We start from the raw sequence: 21,859 nt of genomic DNA, 5'->3' as shown, positions 1-21,859 counted from the left end.
CGTTCGACTTGCATGTGTTAAGCACGCCGCCAGCGTTCGTCCTGAGCCAGGATCAAACTCTCCAACAATGCATTAGAGAAAAACCTGGCTATATTCAACATATAGCCTCAAGCAAACCCACCAAAAAAGGCGAGCCAAACTCAAAGACTACAAGCTCACAAACACACTGTTGAGTTCTCAAACAACACAAAGTTGCATTTCCAGCTATTCGGGGCGCCAGTATACCCAGCTAAAACCTTGCGGCCTATCTGGGGGCTTGTCGCTCCATCGAGGAACGCCCACTCTACCACAACAGTAGAAGCTTGGTTCGCATTCCTCAGCCTGGTAACCCGCGCCCTGTGGTTTCCCACCGGCCCGGTCTCCCCGGCAACGAAGAGAACATTACACCGCCTCAGAACCCCTTTCACAGGGGGGTCCCTTAACTACGTAACCGCAGGTCAGGGACCCCGCTGCGGGGATCAGGCCACGACGCGCACGCCGGCGAGGTTCCGCTTGCCGCGGCGCACCACGAGCCATCGTCCGTGCAACGCGTCGTCCGCGCTCGGCCGCCAGTCGTCCGCGGCGATCTTGGCGTTGTTGACGTACGCTCCGCCCTCCTTGACGGTGCGGCGCGCGGCTCCCTTGCTGTCGACGAGACCGCCCGCGACGAGCAGGTCGACGATCGTCGGCTCATCGGACAGCGTGACCTCACCGGTGGGGATCTCGGCCAGGGCCGCGTCGAGCGTCGGCTCGTCGAGCTCGCCCAGCTCTCCCCTGCCGAAGAGCGCCTGGCTCGCGGCGATCACCTGCCGCGTCTGCTCCTCGCCGTGCACCAGGTCCGTGAGCTCCTGCGCCAGCCTGCGCTGCGCCAGCCGGGCCGCGGGCCGTTCGGTGGTCGCCGCCTCGAGCTCGGCGATCTCCTCCTGCCCCAGGAAGGTCAGCAGCTTCAGGTACTCCACGACGCTCGCGTCCGGCAGGTTGAGGAAGTACTGGTACCAGGCGTACGGCGTGGTCATCTGCGGATCGAGCCACACGTTGCCGCCGCCCGTGGACTTTCCGAGCTTGCGTCCCTCGGAGTCGGTCACCAGCGGAGTGGTCACCGCGTGCACCTGCGCGCCGTGGGTACGGCGCACCAGGTCGACGCCCGCGACGATGTTGCCCCACTGGTCGGAGCCGCCGATCTGCAGCTTCACACCGTGCCGCTCGTAGAGCTCCCGGTAGTCCGTCGCCTGCAGCAGCATGTAGCTGAACTCGGTGTAGGAGATGCCGTCGCCCTCGAGCCTGCGCTTGACGGTCTCGCGCGCCAGCATCGTGTTGACCGAGAAGTACTTGCCGATGTCGCGCAGGAACACGGGGACGGACATGGTCCCGAGCCAGTCGAGGTTGTTGACCTCGATGGGCGGCACATCGGCGTGGTCGAAGTCGACGAACGTCGCCAGCTGGCCGCGCAGCCGCTCGGCCCACTCCCGGACCGTCTCCTCCGAGTTGAGCGTGCGCTCTCCGACGTCACGGGGGTCGCCGATGAGCCCGGTACCCCCACCCGCGAGCAGCACGGGCCGATGCCCCGCGTTCTGGAACCTCCGCAGGACGAGCATCTGCACGAGATGGCCGGCGTGCAGACTCGGCGCGGTCGGGTCGAACCCGATATAGACCGTCACCGGACCCGCGTCCAGATCGCGCCGCAGCGCGTCGAGGTCGGTGGACTGCGTGATCAGCCCTCGCCAGGCCAGCTCGTCAAGAATGTGCTCAGTCACGCACTGGATTTTCCCCCACGCCTCGCGGCGCCGGTCAGCGGGCGCGAACCCGGCCGCCGCGCCGGTAGGTGCCGACCGCGGGAGAGCCGTCGATCCAGAACCGCCAGGGGATGTCCATCGCCGCCGCCACCCCGACCCGGGGGCCGGTGCGGATCCGCTCCTCGGGCACCGGGGTGCCGTCGAAGAGCCGCACGGACGAGTCCGGATCGGTGAGGTCGATGCCGTTGTGCGCCCTGTCCACGCCGAGCACCGACGTGAGCACGGCGGGGCCCTTCGCGACCGCGCCGTTGCCCCTCGCGGTCGGACGTCGCATCCTCGCGAGCTCGCTGCCCGTCTCCACCTCGCCCGCTCGCAGCAGCACCGCGCCGGGCTGTCCCTCGGTGAGCCCGACGATGTTGGCGCAGAAATGCATGCCGTAGACGAAGTAGACGTACAGGTGCCCGGCCGGGCCCCACATGACCTCGTTGCGCGGGGTCCGGCCCCGATAGCAGTGCGACGCCGGGTCGTCGAGCCCGCGGTAGGCCTCGACCTCGGCGAGCCGGACCCGCACGGTGCCCTGCTCGCTGCGCGACTCCAGCACGCGGCCCAGCAGCCGCCGGGCCAGCTCGACCGGATCGATCGCGAGCTCGTCCCGCGTGAGCTGACGGCTCATCGCGACCCGGACCTCTCGGTCGGCAACGGCACGGTTCCCCCAGCGGTCTCGGTCGGACAGGCCAGCCGACACTCTAAGAGCCCGCCGGGGCGAGCGATCACCGCGTCGCCCACTCCCGGTGCTCTGCCAGCCGCGCCACCAGCCGCTCGCGCTGCTCGGAGACCCGCGCGGGCGCGGTGCCGCCACGGGCGTCGCGCGAGGCCACGGAGCCCTCCACGGTCAGCACCTCACGCACGCTCGGGGTCAGCGCGGAATGGATCTTGGCCAGCTCGTCGTCGGTCAGCTCGTCGAGGCCCGTGCCCTTGCCCTCCGCGACGCGGACGCACTCGCCCGCGGCCTCGTGCGCGCTGCGGAACGGCACGCCCTGCCGCACGAGCCACTCCGCGATGTCGGTGGCCAGCGTGAACCCGGCGGGCGCCAGCTCGGCGAGCCGCTCGGTGTGGAACGTCAGCGTGCCGAGCATCCCGGCGATCGCGGGGAACAGCAGCTCCAGCTGCTCGACGGAGTCGAAGACCGGCTCCTTGTCCTCCTGCAGATCCCGGTTGTAGGCCAGCGGCTGCGCCTTCAGCGTGGCGAGCAGGCCCGTGAGGTTCCCGATCAACCTGCCCGACTTGCCCCTCGTCAGCTCCGCGACATCGGGGTTCTTCTTCTGCGGCATGATCGAGCTGCCGGTCGCCCACGCGTCGTCGAGCGTGACGTAGCCGAACTCGGCCGTGTTCCAGACGATGACCTCCTCGGCGATCCGCGAGAGGTTCACCGAGAGCATCGCCACGGCGAACGCGAACTCGGCCGCGAAGTCGCGCGAGGCGGTGCCGTCGATCGAGTTGTCCACCGAGGTGGAGAAGCCCAGCTCCTCGGCGACGGCCTCGGGGTCGAGACCGAGCGAGGAACCCGCCAGTGCGCCCGAGCCGTACGGCGACTCCGCGGCGCGCACGTCCCAGTCCCGCAGCCTGCCGACGTCACGCAGCAGCGACTGCGCGTGTGCCTGCAGGTGGTGCGCGAGCAGCACCGGCTGCGCGTGCTGCAGGTGGGTGCGGCCCGGCAGGATCGCCTCCGGGTACCGGCTCGCCTGCGCGACCAGCGCGTCGACGACGTCGAGCGTGCCGATGACGACCCGGCGGGCCGCGTCGCGCAGCCACATCCGGAACAGCGTCGCCACCTGGTCGTTGCGCGAACGTCCCGCGCGCAGTTTGCCGCCGAGCTCCGCGCCGGCGCGTTCGAGCAGACCGCGTTCGAGGGCCGTGTGCACGTCCTCGTCCGCGATGGTCGGCGTGAACGCGCCGGACGCGACGTCGTCGGCCAGCGTGCCGAGTGCGACGAGCATGGCGTCCAGCTCGTCGCCGGTCAGCAGACCCGCCCTGTGCAGCACGCGGGCGTGTGCCCGCGAGCCCGCGATGTCGTAGGGCGCCAGTCTCCAGTCGAAATGGGTCGAGGCCGACAGGGCCGCCATCGCTTCGGCGGGCCCGCTCGCGAACCGCCCGCCCCACAGGGCAACCGGCTGCCCGCTGTCCTTCTCGGTCACGCTGTCACTCTCTACTGTCGTTGCCGTCAGTTCTTGCTCTGCTGCCGCTTCGCGGCGATCTTGCTGGGCAGGCCCCACAACTGCACAAAGCCCTTCGCCAGCGACTGGTCGAAGGTGTCGCCCTCGTCGTAGGTCGCCAGGTTGAAGTCGTACAGCGACTCGTCGCTGCGGCGGCCCGTGACGGTGGCGGTGCCGCCGTGCAGCACGATGCGGATCTCGCCGGTGACGTGCTCCTGGGTCTTCGCGACGAAGCCGTCCAGCGCGTCCTTGAGCGGCGAGAACCAGAGGCCGTCGTACACCAGCTCGCCCCAGCGCTGCTCGACCTGCCGCTTGAACCGGGCGAGATCGCGCTCGACGGTGACGTTCTCGAGCTCCTGGTGCGCGGTGATGAGCGCGATCGCGCCAGGCGCCTCGTACACCTCACGGCTCTTGATGCCCACCAGCCGGTCCTCGACCATGTCGAGCCTGCCGATGCCGTGCGCACCCGCCCTGGTGTTGAGCTGCTGGATGGCCTCCAGCATCGTGACCGGCTTGCCGTCGATGGCCACCGGCACGCCCTTGTCGAACGTGATCACCAGCTCGTCGGGAGCCTGGAAGTGCACGGTCGGGTCCTGCGTGTAGGAGTAGACCTCCTTCGGCGGCGCGTTCCACAGGTCCTCGAGGATGCCCGTCTCGACCGCGCGGCCCCACACGTTCTGGTCGATGGAGAACGGCGACTTCTTGGTGACGTCGATGGGCAGGTCGCGCTCGTCGGCGTAGGCGATCGCCTTCTCGCGCGTCCACGCGAAGTCCCGCACCGGGGCGAGCACGTTCAGGTCGGGCGCCAGCGCGCCGATGCCGACCTCGAACCGCACCTGGTCGTTGCCCTTGCCCGTGCAGCCGTGCGCCACGGTGGTCGCGCCGTGGTACTTGGCGGCCTCGGCGAGGTGCTTGACGATCACCGGCCGCGACAGCGCCGACACCAGCGGGTACCGGTCCATGTACAGCGCGTTGGCCTGCAGCGCGGGCAGGCAGTACTGGTCGGCGAACTCGTCGCGCGCGTCGGCGACGACGGCCTCGACGGCGCCGCAGTCCAGCGCGCGCTTGCGGATCGTCTCCAGGTCCTCGCCACCCTGCCCGAGGTCGACGGCCACGGCCACCACCTCGGCCCCGGTCTCCTCGGCGATCCAGCCGATCGCCACCGAGGTGTCGAGCCCGCCCGAGTACGCGAGCACCACCCGGTCAGTCATGGTTGTTCTCCTCACTACCGTTTACGTCCGAAGTAGACGATCGCTGCGCCATGCCGGCGAAGCGGTCTGCCAGGTCCTTGCCCGACAGCGGTTCCCTGGCGATCACCGCCACCGTGTCGTCGCCCGCGATCGAGCCGACGACCTCTTCCAACGCCGCCCTGTCGATCGCACTGGCCAGGAACTGCGCGGCCCCGGGAGGGGTCCGCAGCACCATCAGGTTGCCCGAGGCGTCCACCGAGACCATCAGCTCGGCCAGCAGCCGCGACAGCCGTGACGTGCCACCCTGCACCCCTCGCACCGGGCTGCCGTCCTCCGGGATCACGTACACCGGCGCACCGGAGTCCGCGCCCCGCAGCTTCACCGCACCCAGCTCATCGAGGTCTCTGGACAAGGTAGCCTGCGTGACGTCGATGCCTTCGGCGGCCAGCAGCTTCGCGAGCTCAGTCTGGCTGCGCACGGCCATTGTGGACACCAGCTCGGTGATCCTTGCCTGGCGGGCGGCTCTGCTCATTGCGCCTCCGCCGGAGGGAGCACGTCGGCGCGGCTCATCGTCGTTCCAGCAACCACACCAGCAACGCCTTCTGTGCGTGCAGGCGGTTCTCCGCCTCGTCCCACACCGCGCTGGCCGGGCCGTCGAGCACCTCGTCGGTGATCTCCTGGCCGCGGTGCGCGGGCAGGTCGTGCAGGACGACCGTGTCCTTGCCCGTGCGGCCCAGCAGCTCGGTGTTGACCTGGTAGGGCCGGAACGGGCCGACCCTGTCCTTGCCGTCGTTCTCCTGCCCCATCGAGGTCCACGCGTCGGTGGTGACCACGTCGGCGCCGTCGACGGCGGCGTGCGGGTCGGTGAGCACCGTCGCGCTGCCGCCCGTCTCCGCCGCCCGCTTGGCCACCGTGTCGAGCAGCCACGGCGCCGGGTGGAAACCCTCGGGCGCCGCGACCCGCACGTGCAGGCCCGCGGTGACGCCACCGAGCAGCAGCGAGTGGGCCATGTTGTTGCCCGCGTCGCCGAGGTAGGTCAGCGTCAGCCCGGCGAGAGTGCCCTTGCGTTCCCGCACCGTCTGCAGGTCGGCGAGGATCTGGCACGGGTGGAACTCGTCAGTGAGCGCGTTGACCACCGGCACGCTCGACACCGACGCGAGCGAGTCGATCCGGGCCTGCGCGAACGTGCGCCACACCACCACGTCGACGTAGCGGGAGAGCACTCGCGCCGTGTCCTCGATGGTCTCCTCACGGCCGAGCTGCATGCTGCGCCCGTCCACCACCACCGGGTGGCCGCCGAGCTGGGCGATGCCCACCTCGAACGAGAACCGGGTGCGGGTCGAGTTCTTCTCGAAGAGCACCGCGACGGCCCTCGGGCCGGCCAGCGTGTCGCGGAAGGGCTGCTTCTTCAGCTCGTCGGCGAGGTCGAGCACCTCGAGCTGCTCGGCCGGGCTGAGGTCGTCGTCGCGGAGGAAGTGGCGGAGCATGTCAGTCGGTGTCCTTCGTGGTGGTGGAGTCGAGCGCGCCAGGAAGCGCGGTCAGAAACTCGTCGGCCTGCTCGTTGCCGAAGATCAGTGGCGGAGCGAGCCGGATCACGTCCGGCTGGATCGGGTTGATCAGCAGGCCTGCCCGCTGCGCCGCCGCGGCGACCTGTGCCGACACCCGCTCGCGCAGCAGGATACCGATCAGCAGGCCCGAGCCACGGACCCCGCCGATCAGCGGGTGGTCGAGCCGCTCGACGCCCGCGGCGATCTCCTTGCCGAGACCGGACACGTGCTCGAGCAGTCCGTCCGAGGCGATTGTGCCGAGCACCGCGAGTCCCGCCGCACAGCACACGGGATTGCCCCCGAACGTGGTGCCGTGCTGGCCGGGCTCGAACAGCTCGGCCGCCTCGCCCATCGCGATGCAGGCGCCCAGCGGCAGCCCGCCGCCGAGGCCCTTCGCGAGCGTGACGACGTCGGGCACGATGCCGGCCTGCTGGTAACCGAACCAGCTGCCCAGCCTGCCGATGCCCGTCTGCACCTCGTCCACCACCAGCAGCGCGCCGTGCTTCGCGGTGATCGCACGGGCGGCCTGCAGGTAGCCCTCCGGTGGCACGACGACGCCGTTCTCGCCCTGCACAGGCTCCACGACGAACGCGGCCGTGTCGCCGTCGACCGCGGCCTCCAGCGCGGCGACATCGCCGAACGGAATGTGCTCGACGCCGGGGACGAGCGGTTCGAACGGCGTCCGCTTGCCTGCCTGACCGGTGAGGGCCAGCGCGCCCATCGTGCGGCCGTGGAAACCCCCCTCGGTGGCGATCACCTTGGTGCGGCCGGTGCGCCGGGTCAGCTTCAGCGCCGCCTCGACGGCCTCGGCGCCGGAGTTGCAGAACAGGACCTTGCCCGCTCCGTCCACGCCGGACAGATCGAGCAGACGCTCGGCGAGCTTCAGCGCGGGCTCGTTGATGTAGAGGTTGGAGGTGTGGCCGATCGTGGAGATCTGCGTCGTCACGGCCTCCACCACGGCAGGGTGGGCGTGCCCGAGCGCGTTCACCGCGATGCCCGTGAGCAGGTCGAGGTAGCGGTTGCCGTCGGCGTCCCACACCACGGCGCCCTCACCGCGCTCCAGTGTCAGCTGCGGGGTGCCGTAGTTGTTCATCATCGCGGCCCGCCACCGCAGCTGGTTGTCCTCGTTGGACACTACGCTCCCCCGTCTCTCGGCAGGACCATCGTGCCGATGCCCCGCGACGTGAACACTTCGAGCAGAACCGAGTGCGCGATCCTGCCGTCGATGACATGCGCCCTGCTGACGCCGCCCTCGATCGCGCGCAGGCACGCCTCCATTTTCGGGATCATCCCGCTGGCGAGCTCCGGCAGCAGCTGCTCGAGCCGGTCGGCCTCGATGCGGTCGATCAGCGACGAGCGGTCGGGCCAGTTCGCGTACAGGCCCTCGACGTCGGTGAGCACCACGAGCTTCTCCGCGCCCAGAGCCGCGGCGAGCGCTCCGGCGGCGGTGTCGGCGTTGACGTTGTGCACCACGCCGTCGATGTCGGGCGCCACGGTGGACACCACCGGGATCCGGCCCGCGTTGACGATGTCCAGCACGGCGTCCGGGTTGACGCTGGCCACCTCACCGACGAGGCCGACGTCCACGGCCTCGCCGTTCACCGTCGCGTGCTTGCGCTCCGCGGTGAAGAGCTGGCCGTCCTCGCCGGAGATGCCGACCGCGTACGGGCCGTGCGTGTTGATCAGTCCCACCAGCTCACGGCTGACCTGGCCCACCAGCACCATGCGGACCACGTCCATCGTCTCCGGGGTGGTGACGCGCAGCCCGCCCTTGAACTCGCCCTCGATGCCGAGCCTGCCCAGCATCGACGTGATCTGCGGACCGCCGCCGTGGACCACCACCGGCCGCAGGCCCGCGATCCGCAGGAACACCATGTCCTGCGCGAAAGCCCGCTTGAGGTCGTCGTCGATCATGGCGTTGCCGCCGTACTTGATCACCACGGTGGCGCCGTGGAACCGCTGCAGCCACGGCAGCGCCTCGATCAGCACGCCCGCCTTCTCCGCGGCGGTCGCCAGCCGTTCGTCCGCGGGCACCAACGATTCGGCCCCGGTCATGTCGAGTACGCCGAGTTCTCGTGCACGTACGCGTGCGTGAGGTCGTTGGTCCAGATCGTCGCCTTCTCGGTACCCGCCTTGAGATCGACGACCACGTTCACGGCGCGCTCGGTCAGGTCGACCTTGTCGCGCGACTCCCCCGGCTGGCCGTCGCGGCAGATCCAGACGCCGTTGAACGCGACGTCCAGCGCGCCCGGTTCGAAGACCGCGTTGGTGGTGCCGACCGAGGCGAGGATGCGGCCCCAGTTCGGGTCCTTGCCGAACACCGCGGTCTTGAAGAGGTTGCTGCGCGCGATGGAGCGGCCCACCTCCACGGCGTCGTCCTCGGTCGCCGCGTTGACGACCTCGATGGCGATGTCGTGGTCGGCGCCCTCGGCGTCGCCGAGCAGCTGCTGGGCGAGGTCGTGACAGACCTCGGTGAGCCGGGTGGTGAGCTCGGCCTCGTCCGGCGTGACCCCCGAGGCGCCGCTGCACATCAGCAGCACGGTGTCGTTGGTGGACATGCAGCCATCGGAGTCGAGCCGGTCGAAGGTCGCCCTCGTGGCGGCGCGCAGCGCGCGGTCGGCGGTCTCGGAGTCCACCTGCGCGTCGGTGGTGACGACCACGAGCATCGTGGCGAGCGCGGGCGCGAGCATGCCTGCGCCCTTCGCCATGCCGCCGACGCACCAGCCGCCACCCTCGCGCAGTGCCTCCTTGCTACGGGTGTCGGTGGTCATGATCGCCTCGGCCGCGGCGAGCCCGCCGGTCCCGGAGAGCCCCGCGGCCGCCTCGGTGATGCCGCTCATGAGCTTGTCGGACCGCAGCTGCTCGCCGATCAGGCCGGTCGAGCACACGACCACGTCGATGGCACCGATGCCGAGCTTCTGCGCCACCAGCTCCGCGGAGGCGTGGGTGGTCTGGAAGCCCTCGGGGCCCGTGTAGCAGTTGGCGCCGCCGGAGTTGAGGACGACGGCCTTGGCCTTGCCGCCCTCCAACACCTGCTCGCTCCACAGCACCGGGTTGGCCTTGCAGCGGTTGGTGGTGAACACGGCGGCGGCGACGTCGGAGGGCCCGTCGTTGACGACTAGCGCGACGTCGGACTTGCCGCTGGGCTTGAGCCCCGCGGTGACGCCTGCGGCCCGGAAGCCCTGGGCTGCGGTGATCGTCATGGTGCGACTCCTACCGTCGGAAGCCCCGTGGTCTCGGGCAGTCCGAGTGCGATGTTCATGGACTGGACGGCACCGCCCGCGGTGCCCTTGGTCAGGTTGTCGATGGCGGCCACGACGACGAGGCGGCCGGCCCCCTCGTCGATGGCGACCTGCAGCTGCACGTTGTTGGAGCCGACGGTCGCCGCGGTGGTCGGCCACGAGCCCTCGGGCAGCAGCCGCACGAACGGCTCCGCGTCGTAGGCCTTCTCGTAGGCGGCCCGCACCGAGGCGAGGTCGGCACCCGGCCGCAGCGGTGCGCTGGCCGTGGTGAGGATGCCGCGCGGCATGGGCGCGAGCACCGGCGTGAACGAGACGGTCACGCGCTCACCCGCGACGAGCCCGAGGTTCTGGGCGAACTCCGGGGTGTGCCGGTGGGCTCCGCCGACGCCGTAGGCGCTGGCCGAGCCCATGACCTCGGAGCCGAGCAGGTGCGGCTTGAGGCTCTTGCCCGCGCCGGAGGTCCCGGTCACCGCCACGACGGTGACGTCGGGCCGCACCAGGCGCTCGGCGAAGGCGGGAGCCAGCGCCAGTGAGCCTCCCGTCGGGAAGCAGCCGGGCACGGCGATGCGCGCCGCTCCTCGCAGCTTCTCCCGGGCACCGGGCAGCTCGGGCAGGCCGTAGGGCCAGGTCCCGGCGTGGTCGCCGCCGTACCAGCGCTGCCAGTCGCTCGCGTCGGCGAGGCGATGGTCGGCGCCGAGGTCCACGACCAGCACGTCGGGCCCGAGCTTCGCCGCGATCTCCGCGGAGTGCCCGTGCGGCAGCGCGAGAAAGACCACGTCGTGGCCTGCGAGCGTCTCGGGGGACGTCTCGGCGACGATGCGCTCCGCGAGGGGCGCCACGTGGGGCTGGTGCTGCCCCAGCGGGGAGCCCGCACTGCTGGCGGCCGTCAGCGCGCCAATCTCGATTTCCGGGTGGGCGAGCAGCAGGCGGAGGAGCTCCCCGCCCGCGTATCCGGTGGCACCGGCCACCGCAACCTTCACCGTCATACGAATGATTATGCATCAGCACGAAATATCAATCAAACCGGTTTCGCGGTGACAGCTCCGTTGGCGCCGATCGCCGTTCAGGGGGCCGGTTCTGTCGGTGCCCCTTCCTACGGTCGGTCAGATCAGCGAGAACGACAACCGGAGGCATGATGACCGAGCACCGACACTCCGAGGAGAGGCAGACCGGGGATGACGCATTCGCTGGTCCGGGCGGTCCGCAACGGGCTGGCGGAGCTGGCCGACCCGGTCAAGGCACCCGACATGCGGCGGTACATGAAGTCGGAGCTGCCGTGTCGTGGAGTGCAGAAGCCCGCTCGGCAGCGGTTGGGCCGGAGGCTGTTCGCCGAGCACCCGCTGCCCGACGTGGAGACCTGGGAGTTGGTCGTCCGGCAGCTGTGGGACGAGGCGGCCTACCGCGAGGAGCGCTACCTGGCCGTCGATCTCACCGGCCACCGCTCGTACCACGGCTGGCAGAACCCGGAGCGGCTGGCGCTGTACGAGCGGCTGATCGTCACCGGCGCGTGGTGGGACTTCGTGGACGAACTCGCCATCCACCGCGTCGGCCCGATCCTGCGTGCCGAGCCCGCGACGGTGGCTCCGCGGCTGCGCACCTGGGCCCGCGACGACGACCGCTGGAGACGGCGCAGTGCCGTGATCTGCCAGATCGGGTCCAAGGGGGCGACCGATCGTGACCTGCTCGCGTTCTGCGTCGAGGCCACGGTGGGCGACCCGGACTTCTTCCTGCGCAAGGGCATCGGCTGGGCCCTGCGCCAGTACGCGCGCACGGATCCCGGCTGGGTCCGGACGTTCGTCACCGACCATCCGGAGCTGTCACCGCTGTCGCGGAGGGAGGCACTCAAGCATCTGAGCGCGTCGTGACATCGGCCACGGGCAGGAACGCGAACCGCCTCCGGCCCGGGTGGTCCGGAGGCGGTCGCTCGGTGTGCTCGGTGTGCTCCGTGTGATCAGCCGCGGAGCACGGCTCCGAAGCGCTCGGCCGCGGCGGCGACGGCGGCATCGCGGGCCTGTGTCGCCTCCTCGACGGTGAGCGTCCGGTCGGGAGCGCGGAAGCGCAGCTTGTAGGCCAGCGACCGCTTGCCCTCTCCGACCTGCTCGCCGGTGTAGATGTCGAACAGGGCGACGTCCTCGATCAGGTCGCCGGCACCGGTGCGCAACGTGTCGGCGAGCTCGGCCGAGGCCACGCCGTCGTCGGTCACCAGCGCCACATCCAGCAGCACGGGCGGGAAGGGCGAGATCGACGGCGCGGGCCGCGCGTCCCGCAGCGGCACGGCGTCGAGGTCGAGCTCCATGGCGACGGTGCGCTTGGGCAGGCCGAGCGCCTCGACGACCTTGGGGTGCAGCTCGCCGGCGTGACCCACGGTCGCGTCTCCGACCACCAGGCGCGCGCAGCGGCCAGGGTGCCACGGCAGTAGGTCGGCGGCCTCGGCGCGCAGCTCGACGCCACCGGCTTCGGCGACGGTCCGGGCGGCCTGCACGGCGTCGGCCCACGTGGCCGCGTCGCCGGAGCCCCACCAGCCGGAGCGCTGCCGCTGCCCGGTGAGCACCACGGCGACGTGCTGCGGCTGGTCGGGCACGGACTGCTCGAGCTCGGCGATCTCGTCGTCACTCGGCCTCGCGCCCACGCCGGGGTCGGGTGCGACGGCCTTGCCCTCCGCGGGCAGCACGACCTGTCCGATGTGGAACAGCGCCAGATCGCGGAACCCGCGCGAGATGTTGCGCTGCACCGTCTCCAGCAGTCCGGGCAGCAGCGACGTCGCGAGCTGGAACTTGTCGGCCTCGAGCGGGTTGCGCACGGTCAGCCCACGACGGCGGGCATCGTCGGCGGGCAGGCCGAACGCGTCCCACACCGACGGTGCGACGAACGGGAACGGCAGCACCTCGATGTAGCCGTCCTCGGCGAGCGCACGGGACACGGTGCGGCGGCGCCGCTGCGTCTCGGTGAGCCCCCTGCCCGCGGGCGCGGGCGGCAGGGTGGACGGGATGCTGTCGTAGCCCTCTAGCCGCAGCACCTCCTCCACCAGGTCGGCGGGCTGCACGAGGTCGCTACGCCAGCTGGGCGGCACGGCCGTGACCAGCGCGGTGCCGTCGTCGCCGCTGCCCACCGCGACCTTGCAGCCGATCTGGGTGAGCCTGCTGACGGTGACGCCGCGCTCGTAGCGCACGCCCGCGATGCGGTCGGGCAGGTTGATCGGCATGGTGATGGCCTGCGCGGCAGGCACCTCACCGACGTCGGTGCGGCCGGGCCGGATGGTCCCGTCGCCGTACTGCCTCAGCAGCCGGGCGGCCCGCTCCACGGCGACCGCGCACAGCTGCGGGTCGGTGAAGCGCTCGAACCGCTTGGCGGCCTCGGAGAAGAGCTTGTGCCTGCGCGCGGTGCGGCTGATCGACGCCGGGTCCCAGTGCGCGGCCTCGAGCAGCACGTCGGTGCTGTCGGAACCGATCTCGGTGCCTGCGCCGCCCATGGTGCCCGCCAGCGAGATCACGCCGCTGTCGTCGGCGATCACGACGTCGTCCACGTCGAGCGCGCGCTCGACGTCGTCGAGGGTCGTGAGCTTCTCGCCCTGCTTGGCCCTGCGCACCACCAGGTCGCCCTTGATGGTGCCGGTGTCGAACGCGTGCAGCGGGTGCCCGAGCTCGAGCATCACGTAGTTGGTGACGTCCACGGCGAGCGAGATGGACCGCATGCCGGAGAGCAGCAGCCTGCGCCGCATCCACCACGGCGTCGGCGCTCCCGCGTCGAGGCCCGTCACCCGGCGCAGCACGAACCGGCGGCAGCCTTCGGGGTCCTCGAGGTGCACGGGCCAGGCCTCGCCCTCGGCCTCGGGCACCTCGATCTTGGCCGGGTCGCCGAGCGGCACGTCGAGCGCGCACGCCAGCTCCCGGGAGAGCCCGCGGATCGACAGCGCGTAGCCGCGGTCCGGGGTGGGGGCGAGCTCGAGGATCGTGTCGGCCAGGTCGAGCACGTCGCGGGCGTCGTCACCGGGGCTGGCGGTGCCGGACGGCAGCACGAGGATGCCGCTGTGGTCCTCACCGAGGCCCAGTTCCTTGGCCGAGCAGATCATGCCCTCGCTGACGCGGCCGTAGGTCTTGCGCGCCGCGATCGTGAAGTCGCCGGGCAGCACGGCACCCGGCAGCGCGACGACCACCAGGTCGCCCTCGGCGAAGTTGCTGGCGCCGCAGACGATGCCGTTGGTGCGGGGGCGGCTGGGGTCGACGTCCTCGTCGTCCTCGCCGGACTCCTGCGCAGCGGTGTCGTCGGCGTCGGCGTCCGCGTCGTCCAGATCGTCGGGGTCGTCGAGGTCGACGTCGCCGACCTCGACCCGGCAGTACCGGATCGGCTTCTTGAACTCGGTCAGTTCCTCGATCTCGACCACGCGGCCGATGACGAGCGGACCGGTGACCTCACCGAGCGGCTCGACGTCCTCGACCTCGATGCCGATCCGCACGAAGGCGTCGACGAGCGCGTCGGTCGTGACGTCGTCGCTGAGCTCGAGGTGCTCCTTCAGCCAGCTGACGGGGACTCGCACTTGCCTAGGCCTCCGTTCCGAAAGGAAGGGTGAACCGCACGTCGCCCTCCACCATGTCGCGCATGTCCGGGATGCCGTTGCGGAACTGCAGGGTCCGCTCGAGGCCCATGCCGAACGCGAAACCCGAGTAGACGTCGGGGTCGACACCGCAGGCGCGGAGCACGTTGGGGTTGACCATGCCGCAGCCGCCCCATTCGACCCAGCCGGCGCCGCCCTTCTTCTCCGGGAACCACACGTCGACCTCGGCCGAGGGCTCGGTGAACGGGAAGAAGTGCGGCCGGAACCGCGTGCCGGACTCCTCACCGAACATCGACCTCGCGAAGGCGTCGAGCGTGCCCTTGAGGTGGGCCATCGTGATGCCCTTGTCCACGGCGAGACCTTCGACCTGGTGGAAGACGGGCGTGTGCGTGGAGTCGAGCTCGTCGGTGCGGAACGTCCGGCCAGGGCACACGATGTAGACGGGCAGGTCGCGGTGCAGCAGCGCCCTCGCCTGGACGGGCGAGGTGTGCGTGCGCAGCACCAGGTTCGAGTCCTCGTCACCCACGTAGAAGGTGTCCTGCAGCTGCCGGGCGGGGTGGTCCTTGCCGAAGTTCAGCGCGTCGAAGTTGAACCACTCGGCCTCGAGCTCGGGGCCCTCCGCGACCTCGTAGCCCATAGCCACGAACACGTCGGCGACGCGCTCGGCGACGGTCGTGATCGGGTGCCGGGCACCGCGCGGCGTCTTGCCCCACGGGAGGGTGACGTCGACGGCCTCCTCGCGCAGCACCCGCTCGTCCCGCTCGGCCTGCAGCGCGGCGAGCCGGGCGTCGTAGGCGGACTGCACGGCCTGCCGGACCTCGTTGACGCGCTTGCCGGCCTCGGCCTTGCGGTCCTTGGGCAGCGCGCCGATCTCACGGCGCGCGAGCGAGAGCGGGGCCTGATCACCCAGGTGGGCGGGCTTCACCGTGGCGAGCGCGTCCAGGTCCGCAGCGGCCGCGAACGCCTCCTTCGCCGCCGTGACGGCGGCGTCGAGCGTCTCGGAGGCGAGCGCGTCCACCTGTGTGGACTCTTGCTTGTCGACTTCGGACATGGCTCCTCAGCGTCCGCTGACAGTTCGGGAAGCACCACGCAGGCGCGAGCGAACGTGGGCAGAAGGACGGGGAGATTCTAAGTGATCCGGGTTGGCCACCCAGCGGTCACCCTCGGTCAGGGCTCGTTTCGCAAGGCGCTCGCGTAGAGGCAGACGGCGGCGGCGGTCGCGAGGTTCAGGCTCTCGGCCTTGCCGTAGATGGGCACCTTCACGACGCGGTCGGCCGCGGCCAGCACGTCGTCGGGCAGCCCGTGGGCCTCGTTGCCGAACAGCCACGCCGTCGGCTCGGCCAGTCCCGGCGCCGAGCGCAGGTCCTCGTCGGCGTGACCGTGGGCGGCGACCACACTCAGTCCCGCGCGCGAGCACGCGGTGAGCACGGCGGCCACGTCGCGTTCCCTGGCGACGGGCACGTGGAAGAGACTGCCGGTGGAGGCGCGCACGCACTTGCCGTTGTGCACGTCGACGGTGTCGCCCGCGAAGACCACCGCGTCGGCTCCCGCGGCGTCGGCGACCCTCAGCACGGTGCCCGCGTTGCCGGGGTCCGCGATGCCTGCCAGCACCGCGACCAGCCGTGGTGTCCCGGCCAGTGCGGTCTCCAGCGGCACGGTGACCGGATCGCACACGGCGACGAGGCCCTGCGGCGAGACGGTCTCCGAGAGCAACTCGGCAGCGCGCTGGTTGATCAGCGACACGCGCGGCGCGTCCGCCAGCAGGTCGGCGTGCCTGGCCGCGGCGGCCTCGGTGACGAACACCTCGTGCACGCGCCCGTACCGCAGCGCCTCGCTCACGGCCTGCGCTCCCTCGGCGAGAAAGCGGCCCGCCTCGTCCCTGCCCTGCCTGGTGGTCAGGCGCCGGGCAGCAACGACCCGGGGTGTCCGGTGCGTGAACACCGTGACGTCCCCGGGTCGGTTCTGGCCGGTGATCAGGCCGACTTCTTCTCTTCGGTGTTGACGTTCTGCTTCGCGACCTCGGCGAGCGAGGCGAAGGCAGCCGCGTCGTTCACGGCGAGCTCGGCGAGGATCTTGCGGTCGACCTCGACACCGGCGGCCTTCAGGCCCTGGATGAACCGGTTGTAGGTGATGCCGTTCTCGCGAGCCGCGGCGTTGATGCGGGTGATCCACAGCTGCCGGAAGTCGCCCTTGCGGGCACGACGGTCCCGGTAGGCGTAGTTGAGCGAGTGGAGCGTCTGCTCCTTGGCCTTGCGGTACAGCCGCGAACGCTGACCGCGGTAGCCGCTGGCCAGTTCGAGAGTTGCGCGACGCTTCTTCTGGGCGTTCACCGCCCGCTTGACGCGTGCCACGGGTCCATCCTGTCGATCAGGGGGCGCCTCGCGCCCCGGTGGTTACGGCGGGGTTCGTCTGCGGTCAGCGACCGAGGAGCTTCTTGATCCGCTTCACGTCGGAGGCGGCGACCTCGGTGGTGCCCTCGAGGCGGCGCGTGACCCGGCTGGACTTCTTCTCCATCAGGTGGCGGCGGCCGGCCTTCTGGCGGCGGACCTTGCCGCTGCCGGTGAGGCGGACGCGCTTCGACATCCCGCTGTGAGTCTTGTTCTTCGGCATTCTTTCCTCTTTCAGACGGCAGCACACCGAGAACCGGTGTGCTGCTGTGCGTGCATTCGGCCGACGCTGGCCCTCACGACTCGGCGGACTCGGTCTCCTTCGCCGCCTTCGACTTTGCCTTCGCGTTCTTGTGCGGCGCCAGCACCATGATCATGTTGCGGCCGTCCTGCTTCGCCGAAGCTTCCACGAAGCCGAGCTCGGCGACGTCGTCCGCGAGCTTCGCCAGAAGCCGGAAACCCAGCTCGGGCCGCGACTGCTCCCGACCGCGGAACATGATCGTCACCTTGACCTTGTTACCAGCGGCGAGGAAGCGGGACACGTGGCCCTTCTTCGTCTCGTAGTCGTGCTGGTCGATCTTGGGACGCAGCTTCTGTTCCTTGATGACGGTCAGCTGCTGGTTCCGGCGCGACTCGCGGGCCTTCTGCGCGCTCTCGTACTTGAACTTGCCGAAGTCCATGAGCTTGGCCACGGGCGGACGTGCTTGCGGGGCGACCTCGACGAGGTCGAGGTCTGCCTCCTGGGCGAGCCGCAGTGCGTCCTCGATGCGGACGATGCCGACCTGCTCGCCGTTCGGCCCCACGAGGCGAACCTCGGGGACACGGATGCGCTCATTGATGCGCGTCTCGGAGCTGATGGGGCCTCCTTGGTCCAAGTGTCGCTGTTCTCATCTCGACCCTGGTGCCCACATACCACGGGCCCCGGTCACACGTACTCTTCGTACTGGTGTGCGGGGCCCTTGATCCGATCGATGCCTGGGGGTACCAGGCGTTCCGCCAACGCAGGGAACGAATGAATCCGCTCGTACGTTGCGGGACCGGACCCGGCCGCCTCATCGTGCGCGGCGACTCGGGTGGGAGCGGGGCTCCACTTGCGGCCCCCGATCGCTCGGAGGCTGGTCGCTCGTGGAAGGGTACCAGACGTGGTGCACAACGCTTCTCAGCAGCCCGAAAATTCCCCGGAGGACCGCGAGCTCCGGGAAATCCCCAGCGTGGAGGTCATCAGCAGGGCGGCGGTCATGCTGCTCTCCGCGGGAGCGGAACGGCTCGGCCTCGCCGACCCCGACCCGGAGAACAGCCCGCACCGCGACCTCGACGAGGCCCGCAGGCTCATCACGGCGCTGGCCGGGCTGGTCACGGCCTCCGGTGAATACCTCGGCCTGCACGCGGCTCCGCTGCGCGACGGCCTGCAGTCCCTGCAGAAGGCGTTCCGGGAGGCCTCCGCGGTGCCGGACGCTCCGGGTCAGGGTCCCGGCGAGAAGTACACCGGTCCCGTCTACTGACCGGCGCTAGTCGAGTACAGCCAGCGCGTCGACCTCCACGAGCAGCCCCGCCGGGAGCCCGACGTACACGGTCGTGCGCGCCGGGTAGGGCTCGACGATGAGCTGGTTGTAGGTCTCGTTCAACTCGGCGAAGTGCGCGGTGTCCGTGAGATAGACGCGCATCATCACGACGTCGGCCATGCTCGCGCCCGCCGCCTCGAGCACAGCCTCGAGGTTGGCGAACACCTGACGGGTCTGCTCGGCGACGCCGCCCTCGACCACCGAACCGGTGGCGGGGTCGATGCCCACCTGACCCGCCAGCTGCAGGATGTTGCCCTTGCGCTTCGCCTGCGAGTACGCGGCGACCGGCTTCGGCGCGGCGTCCGTGCTGATCGCACCGTTCGTCATCGGCTGGTTCCTCCCTGTTCCTTCTTCGACCATCCACAGCGGACGGACGCTTCCTCCGCGGCAGCCAGCAGGTCCGGGACCAGTGCCAGCAGGCCGTCGATGTCGAGCAGCATCGTGGGCACCGACAGCGACAGCGCGGCGAGCACCTCGCCGCGGGCTCCGCGCACCGGTGCCGCGATGCAGTGGATGAAGTCCTCGTGCTCGGTGGCGTCGAGCGCGTACCCGCATGCGAGCACGCGGTCCAGCTCGGCGAGGTAGGCCTCGGCGTCGCCGATGGTGCCGGCGGTGAACACCGGGTACTCGAGCGAGCGGGCCAGTTCTTCGCGCCGGGCTGGCGGCAGCGCCGCGACCAGCACCTTGCCGACGGCGGTGCAGTGCAGCCGGGCGCGCTTACCGACGCGGGAGTACATGCGCACCGAGTGGTGGCCCTCGAACTTGTCGATGTAGACGGCCTCGTCGTCCTCGAAGCTCGCGAGGTGCACGGTGTGCCCGGTGCGCTCGTTGAGCGCGGCGAGCGCGGGTTCGGCGCTGCGCCGGACGTCGCGCTGTTCCAGCGATCGGTTGGCGAGATCGAACAGCGCGCTGCCGAGGCGGTAGTGCCGGGCACCCTCGCGGTGCACGAAGTGGTGGGACTCGAGCGTGCGCAGCAGGCGCAGGACGGTCGACTTGTGCACGCCGACCTCCTCGGCGAGCTGGTCGAGGGTCTTGGTCTCGTCGGCCAGCGCGGCGACGAGAGTGAGCGCGCGGTCGAGGCTCTGGCTCATCCGCGCACCGTCGCCTCGCCGGAGAGCCGGGCCGCCGCCCACGCGGGGTCGTCGGCGCGCAGCAGTCCGGCCACGACGTCGGAGGGAAGCGGCCTGCCGACGTCGTCGTGGGTGAGCAGCGTCGCGGCGGCCTGCAGGTGACCCGCACGCAGCCGTGTGCGGGCGTCCTCGCCGCGCAGGGTGGCCGCGAGGAACCCGGCGGCGAACGCGTCGCCCGCCCCGACGGGCTCGACCACGTCGACGGCCGGCGCGGGTTCGAACACCGGCGCACTGCCGTGCTCCAGCAGCGTTGCCCCGCGTTCGCCGTGCTTGAGCACCACCGTGGCCGGCGAGGGCAGCAGCTCCCGCAGCCTGCCGGGATCGCCGGTGCCCCACACGTGCACGGCCTCGTCGTCGCCGGTGAGCACCAGGTCCGCTTGCGCGGCGAGGTCGGCGACCTCGGCCGGGTCGCGGCCCGCCCACAGTGCGGGCCGCCAGTTGACGTCGAACGAGACCAGCCATTCCCTCGGCGTCGCCAGCAGCGCGCGAACGAGGTCGTGGCAGCCGGGCGAGAGCGCGGGCGTGATGCCGGACAGATGTACCAGCCTCGGCGCGAGGGAATCCACTGTGGACACCAGGCTCGGGTCCATGGCCGAGGCGGCCGAACCGCCGCGGTAGTAGCGCATCGGGCTGCCGGAAGCGGCACTTTCCTTGACGTAGAGCCCGGTCGGCCGCGCGGGATCGGTGTAGGCGCCGGTGACGTCGACGCCGTCGGCGGCGAGCTCGGCGAGCAGTGCCCGGCCGAACGAGTCGTCGCCGACCGCACCGGCCCACGCGCTCGGCACGCCCAGCGCGGCAAGTGCTCTGGCCACATTGGACTCCGCGCCGCCGATGGTCCGCCGCCAGGTGCGCACCGCGTGTGCGGGCCCCGGCTCGGCCGGCGCGAACACCGCCATCGCCTCGCCGACACACAGCACCTCGACCACGTGTTGCCCTCCGAATTCAAGCGTTGACCTTGCTGCGAGCGCGATGCTACACCTTTCGAATGCGTTCTACGCAATCAGCGTTGCACATGATGCAACGCACTCCCGCGACGCTGGACACCGACGCCCTGCGCGCCCTCGGCGACGAGCGGCTCGGCTGGCGGTTCAAGGCCCTGCCCTCGAACTGGGAAGGCCTTCCGCTCGCCGAGGCGGCGGCGAGCGGGGCCAGGCTCTTCTCCGACGGCTTCGTCGGGCCGATCGTGGTGCTCGACGGGCCCGCACTGGAACACAACCTGCGGGCGATGGCCGGCTGGTGCGCCGAGCACGGCGTGGCACTCGCCCCGCACGGCAAGACCACGATGGCGCCGCAGCTGTTCGCGAAGCAGCTCGAGCACGGTGCGTGGGGCATCACCGCCGCCAACGCCAGCCAGCTGCGCGTGTACCGCGCGTTCGGCGTCTCGCGCGTGCTGCTGGCCAACCAGCTCGTCGACCCCGTCGCCCTGCGCTGGCTCGCCGCCGAGCTGGACCGCGACCCGGGGTTCGAGTTCTGCTGCTGGGCCGACTCCGTGCGCGGGGTCGAGCTGATGGCCGAAGCGCTGGCAGGTGCGTCCCGGCCCGTCGACGTGCTGGTCGAGCTGGGCGCGAGCGGCGGGCGCACCGGTGTGCGCGACCGCGGGACAGCGCTCGCCGTCGCCGCCGCCGTGCGCGACAGCCCGGCTCTGCGGCTGCGCGGCGCGGGCGGGTACGAGGGCGCGCTCGCCCACGACACCGGCCCTGAGGCACTGGCCCGCATCACGTCCTACGTGAACGAGCTGCGGGCGCTCACGATCGCGCTGGCCGAGGGCGGCTTCTGCGCCGAGGACGAGCCGCTGATCGCCACCGCGGGCGGCAGCGCCTACTTCGATCTCGTCGCCCAGGGCCTCACCAGCGGGTGGCCCGCCGGCCTCAGCGTGCTGCCGGTCCTGCGCAGCGGCGCCTACCTGACCCACGACGACGGCATCTACCGCGCGAAGTCCCCGCTCGGGGCGACGCCGCGGGTGGAGGGCACGCCGCTGAAGCCCGCGCTGCGCGCGTGGGCGCAGGTGACGTCGCGGCCGGAGCCGGGCACCGCGCTGCTCACCCTCGGCAAGCGCGACGCGTCCTTCGACGAGGGCATGCCGGAGCCGCAGCTGCACCGGCCCCTCGGCGGGCCGGTGCGCGAACTGACCGGCCACACCGTCACCAAGCTCAACGACCAGCACGCGTTCGTGGCGCTGCCGCCCGGCTCCGCGCTGGAGGTCGGCGACTGGGTGGGGCTCGGGCTCTCCCATCCCTGCACGGTGTTCGACAAGTGGCCGGTCGTGCCCGTCGTCGGCGAGGACGGCGACACCATCGTGGATCTGGTTCGCACCTACTTCTAGG

Annotated in this window: 22 protein-coding genes and 1 rRNA gene; 3 read left to right on the top strand and 20 right to left on the bottom strand. The window is 70.9% G+C overall.

Annotated elements, in window-relative coordinates:
- The 11 genes from JHE00_RS29920 to argC all read right to left on the bottom strand — a co-directional run.
- Positions 1-68: ribosomal RNA gene (locus JHE00_RS29920) — 16S ribosomal RNA — on the bottom strand; the annotation flags it as partial.
- Between the two features lie 390 nt (positions 69-458).
- Complete coding sequence (gene tyrS / locus JHE00_RS29915) at positions 459-1,733, bottom strand: tyrosine--tRNA ligase (RefSeq protein WP_200324566.1); 1,275 nt, start codon at positions 1,731-1,733, stop codon at positions 459-461.
- Positions 1,734-1,767: 34 nt separating this feature from the next.
- A complete protein-coding gene (locus JHE00_RS29910) occupies positions 1,768-2,385 on the bottom strand; it encodes a DNA-3-methyladenine glycosylase (RefSeq protein ID WP_200324564.1) in 618 nt (205 codons plus the stop codon).
- Between the two features lie 97 nt (positions 2,386-2,482).
- Positions 2,483-3,907 (bottom strand): argininosuccinate lyase, encoded by a 1,425-nt coding sequence (gene argH / locus JHE00_RS29905; protein WP_200324562.1) that lies wholly within the window; start codon positions 3,905-3,907, stop codon positions 2,483-2,485.
- A 26-nt stretch (positions 3,908-3,933) separates the two neighbouring features.
- Positions 3,934-5,136, bottom strand: a complete 1,203-nt coding sequence (locus tag JHE00_RS29900) for an argininosuccinate synthase (protein ID WP_200324560.1) — start codon at positions 5,134-5,136, stop codon at positions 3,934-3,936.
- A complete protein-coding gene (locus JHE00_RS29895) occupies positions 5,129-5,647 on the bottom strand; it encodes an arginine repressor (protein WP_200324558.1) in 519 nt (172 codons plus the stop codon). Before JHE00_RS29895 ends, JHE00_RS29900 begins: the two co-directional genes overlap by 8 nt.
- Positions 5,648-5,681: 34 nt before the next feature.
- On the bottom strand, positions 5,682-6,602 hold the full coding sequence (gene argF, locus JHE00_RS29890) for an ornithine carbamoyltransferase (RefSeq protein ID WP_200324556.1): 921 nt from the start codon (positions 6,600-6,602) through the stop codon (positions 5,682-5,684).
- 1 nt (position 6,603) lies between these two features.
- A complete protein-coding gene (locus tag JHE00_RS29885) occupies positions 6,604-7,797 on the bottom strand; it encodes an acetylornithine transaminase (RefSeq protein WP_200324553.1) in 1,194 nt (397 codons plus the stop codon).
- Entirely contained in the window at positions 7,797-8,717 is a 921-nt protein-coding gene (argB, locus tag JHE00_RS29880; protein WP_200324551.1) for an acetylglutamate kinase, read from the bottom strand. The genes JHE00_RS29885 and argB overlap by 1 nt, the downstream gene beginning before the upstream one ends.
- The gene (argJ, locus tag JHE00_RS29875; protein ID WP_200324549.1) at positions 8,714-9,865 is read right to left on the bottom strand and encodes a bifunctional glutamate N-acetyltransferase/amino-acid acetyltransferase ArgJ; all 1,152 of its coding nucleotides are present in this window, start codon (positions 9,863-9,865) and stop codon (positions 8,714-8,716) included. The genes argB and argJ overlap by 4 nt, the downstream gene beginning before the upstream one ends.
- Positions 9,862-10,890, bottom strand: coding sequence for an N-acetyl-gamma-glutamyl-phosphate reductase (argC, locus tag JHE00_RS29870; RefSeq protein WP_200324547.1), 1,029 nt, complete (start codon positions 10,888-10,890; stop codon positions 9,862-9,864). Before argC ends, argJ begins: the two co-directional genes overlap by 4 nt.
- Before the next feature lie 189 nt (positions 10,891-11,079).
- On the opposite strand from argC, the gene JHE00_RS29865 reads away from it, so the two are divergent.
- A complete protein-coding gene (locus JHE00_RS29865; RefSeq protein WP_200324545.1) occupies positions 11,080-11,769 on the top strand; it encodes a DNA alkylation repair protein in 690 nt (229 codons plus the stop codon).
- 86 nt (positions 11,770-11,855) lie between these two features.
- Here JHE00_RS29865 and pheT read toward each other — a convergent pair whose 3' ends face one another.
- From pheT to infC, 6 genes are all read right to left on the bottom strand, one after another.
- Complete coding sequence (pheT, locus tag JHE00_RS29860) at positions 11,856-14,438, bottom strand: phenylalanine--tRNA ligase subunit beta (RefSeq protein WP_200324543.1); 2,583 nt, start codon at positions 14,436-14,438, stop codon at positions 11,856-11,858.
- A gap of 4 nt (positions 14,439-14,442) precedes the next feature.
- On the bottom strand, positions 14,443-15,507 hold the full coding sequence (gene pheS, locus JHE00_RS29855; RefSeq protein ID WP_200324541.1) for a phenylalanine--tRNA ligase subunit alpha: 1,065 nt from the start codon (positions 15,505-15,507) through the stop codon (positions 14,443-14,445).
- 116 nt (positions 15,508-15,623) lie between these two features.
- A complete protein-coding gene (locus JHE00_RS29850) occupies positions 15,624-16,397 on the bottom strand; it encodes a TrmH family RNA methyltransferase (protein WP_200324539.1) in 774 nt (257 codons plus the stop codon).
- Between the two features lie 32 nt (positions 16,398-16,429).
- Positions 16,430-16,807 carry a 50S ribosomal protein L20 gene (gene rplT, locus JHE00_RS29845; protein WP_200324537.1) on the bottom strand — a complete coding sequence of 126 codons (378 nt, stop codon included), beginning with the start codon at positions 16,805-16,807 and terminating at the stop codon, positions 16,430-16,432.
- Between the two features lie 64 nt (positions 16,808-16,871).
- Complete coding sequence (rpmI, locus tag JHE00_RS29840) at positions 16,872-17,066, bottom strand: 50S ribosomal protein L35 (protein ID WP_200324535.1); 195 nt, start codon at positions 17,064-17,066, stop codon at positions 16,872-16,874.
- A gap of 73 nt (positions 17,067-17,139) precedes the next feature.
- Positions 17,140-17,718: a translation initiation factor IF-3 gene (gene infC, locus JHE00_RS29835; protein ID WP_200324533.1), complete on the bottom strand. Its 579-nt coding sequence runs from the start codon at positions 17,716-17,718 to the stop codon at positions 17,140-17,142.
- A 267-nt stretch (positions 17,719-17,985) separates the two neighbouring features.
- Between infC and JHE00_RS29830 the strand changes: the two genes are divergently transcribed.
- Complete coding sequence (locus JHE00_RS29830) at positions 17,986-18,345, top strand: DUF1844 domain-containing protein (RefSeq protein WP_200324531.1); 360 nt, start codon at positions 17,986-17,988, stop codon at positions 18,343-18,345.
- Positions 18,346-18,351: 6 nt separating this feature from the next.
- Here JHE00_RS29830 and JHE00_RS29825 read toward each other — a convergent pair whose 3' ends face one another.
- The 3 genes from JHE00_RS29825 to JHE00_RS29815 are packed head-to-tail and all read right to left on the bottom strand — an operon-like array spanning position 18,352 to position 20,461.
- Positions 18,352-18,732, bottom strand: a complete 381-nt coding sequence (locus tag JHE00_RS29825; protein ID WP_200324529.1) for a Rid family detoxifying hydrolase — start codon at positions 18,730-18,732, stop codon at positions 18,352-18,354.
- A complete protein-coding gene (locus tag JHE00_RS29820) occupies positions 18,729-19,496 on the bottom strand; it encodes an IclR family transcriptional regulator (protein WP_200324527.1) in 768 nt (255 codons plus the stop codon). Before JHE00_RS29820 ends, JHE00_RS29825 begins: the two co-directional genes overlap by 4 nt.
- Positions 19,493-20,461 (bottom strand): sugar kinase, encoded by a 969-nt coding sequence (locus tag JHE00_RS29815; RefSeq protein WP_307832178.1) that lies wholly within the window; start codon positions 20,459-20,461, stop codon positions 19,493-19,495. Before JHE00_RS29815 ends, JHE00_RS29820 begins: the two co-directional genes overlap by 4 nt.
- Positions 20,462-20,550: 89 nt before the next feature.
- On the opposite strand from JHE00_RS29815, the gene JHE00_RS29810 reads away from it, so the two are divergent.
- Entirely contained in the window at positions 20,551-21,858 is a 1,308-nt protein-coding gene (locus JHE00_RS29810; RefSeq protein WP_200324626.1) for an amino acid deaminase, read from the top strand.
- Position 21,859: the final 1 nt, after the last annotated feature.

The sequence above is a fragment of the Prauserella cavernicola genome (assembly GCF_016595675.1).
Taxonomy (GTDB): Bacteria; Actinomycetota; Actinomycetes; order Mycobacteriales; family Pseudonocardiaceae; genus Prauserella_A; species Prauserella_A cavernicola.
This window is presented reverse-complemented; position numbering and strand designations above follow the sequence as displayed.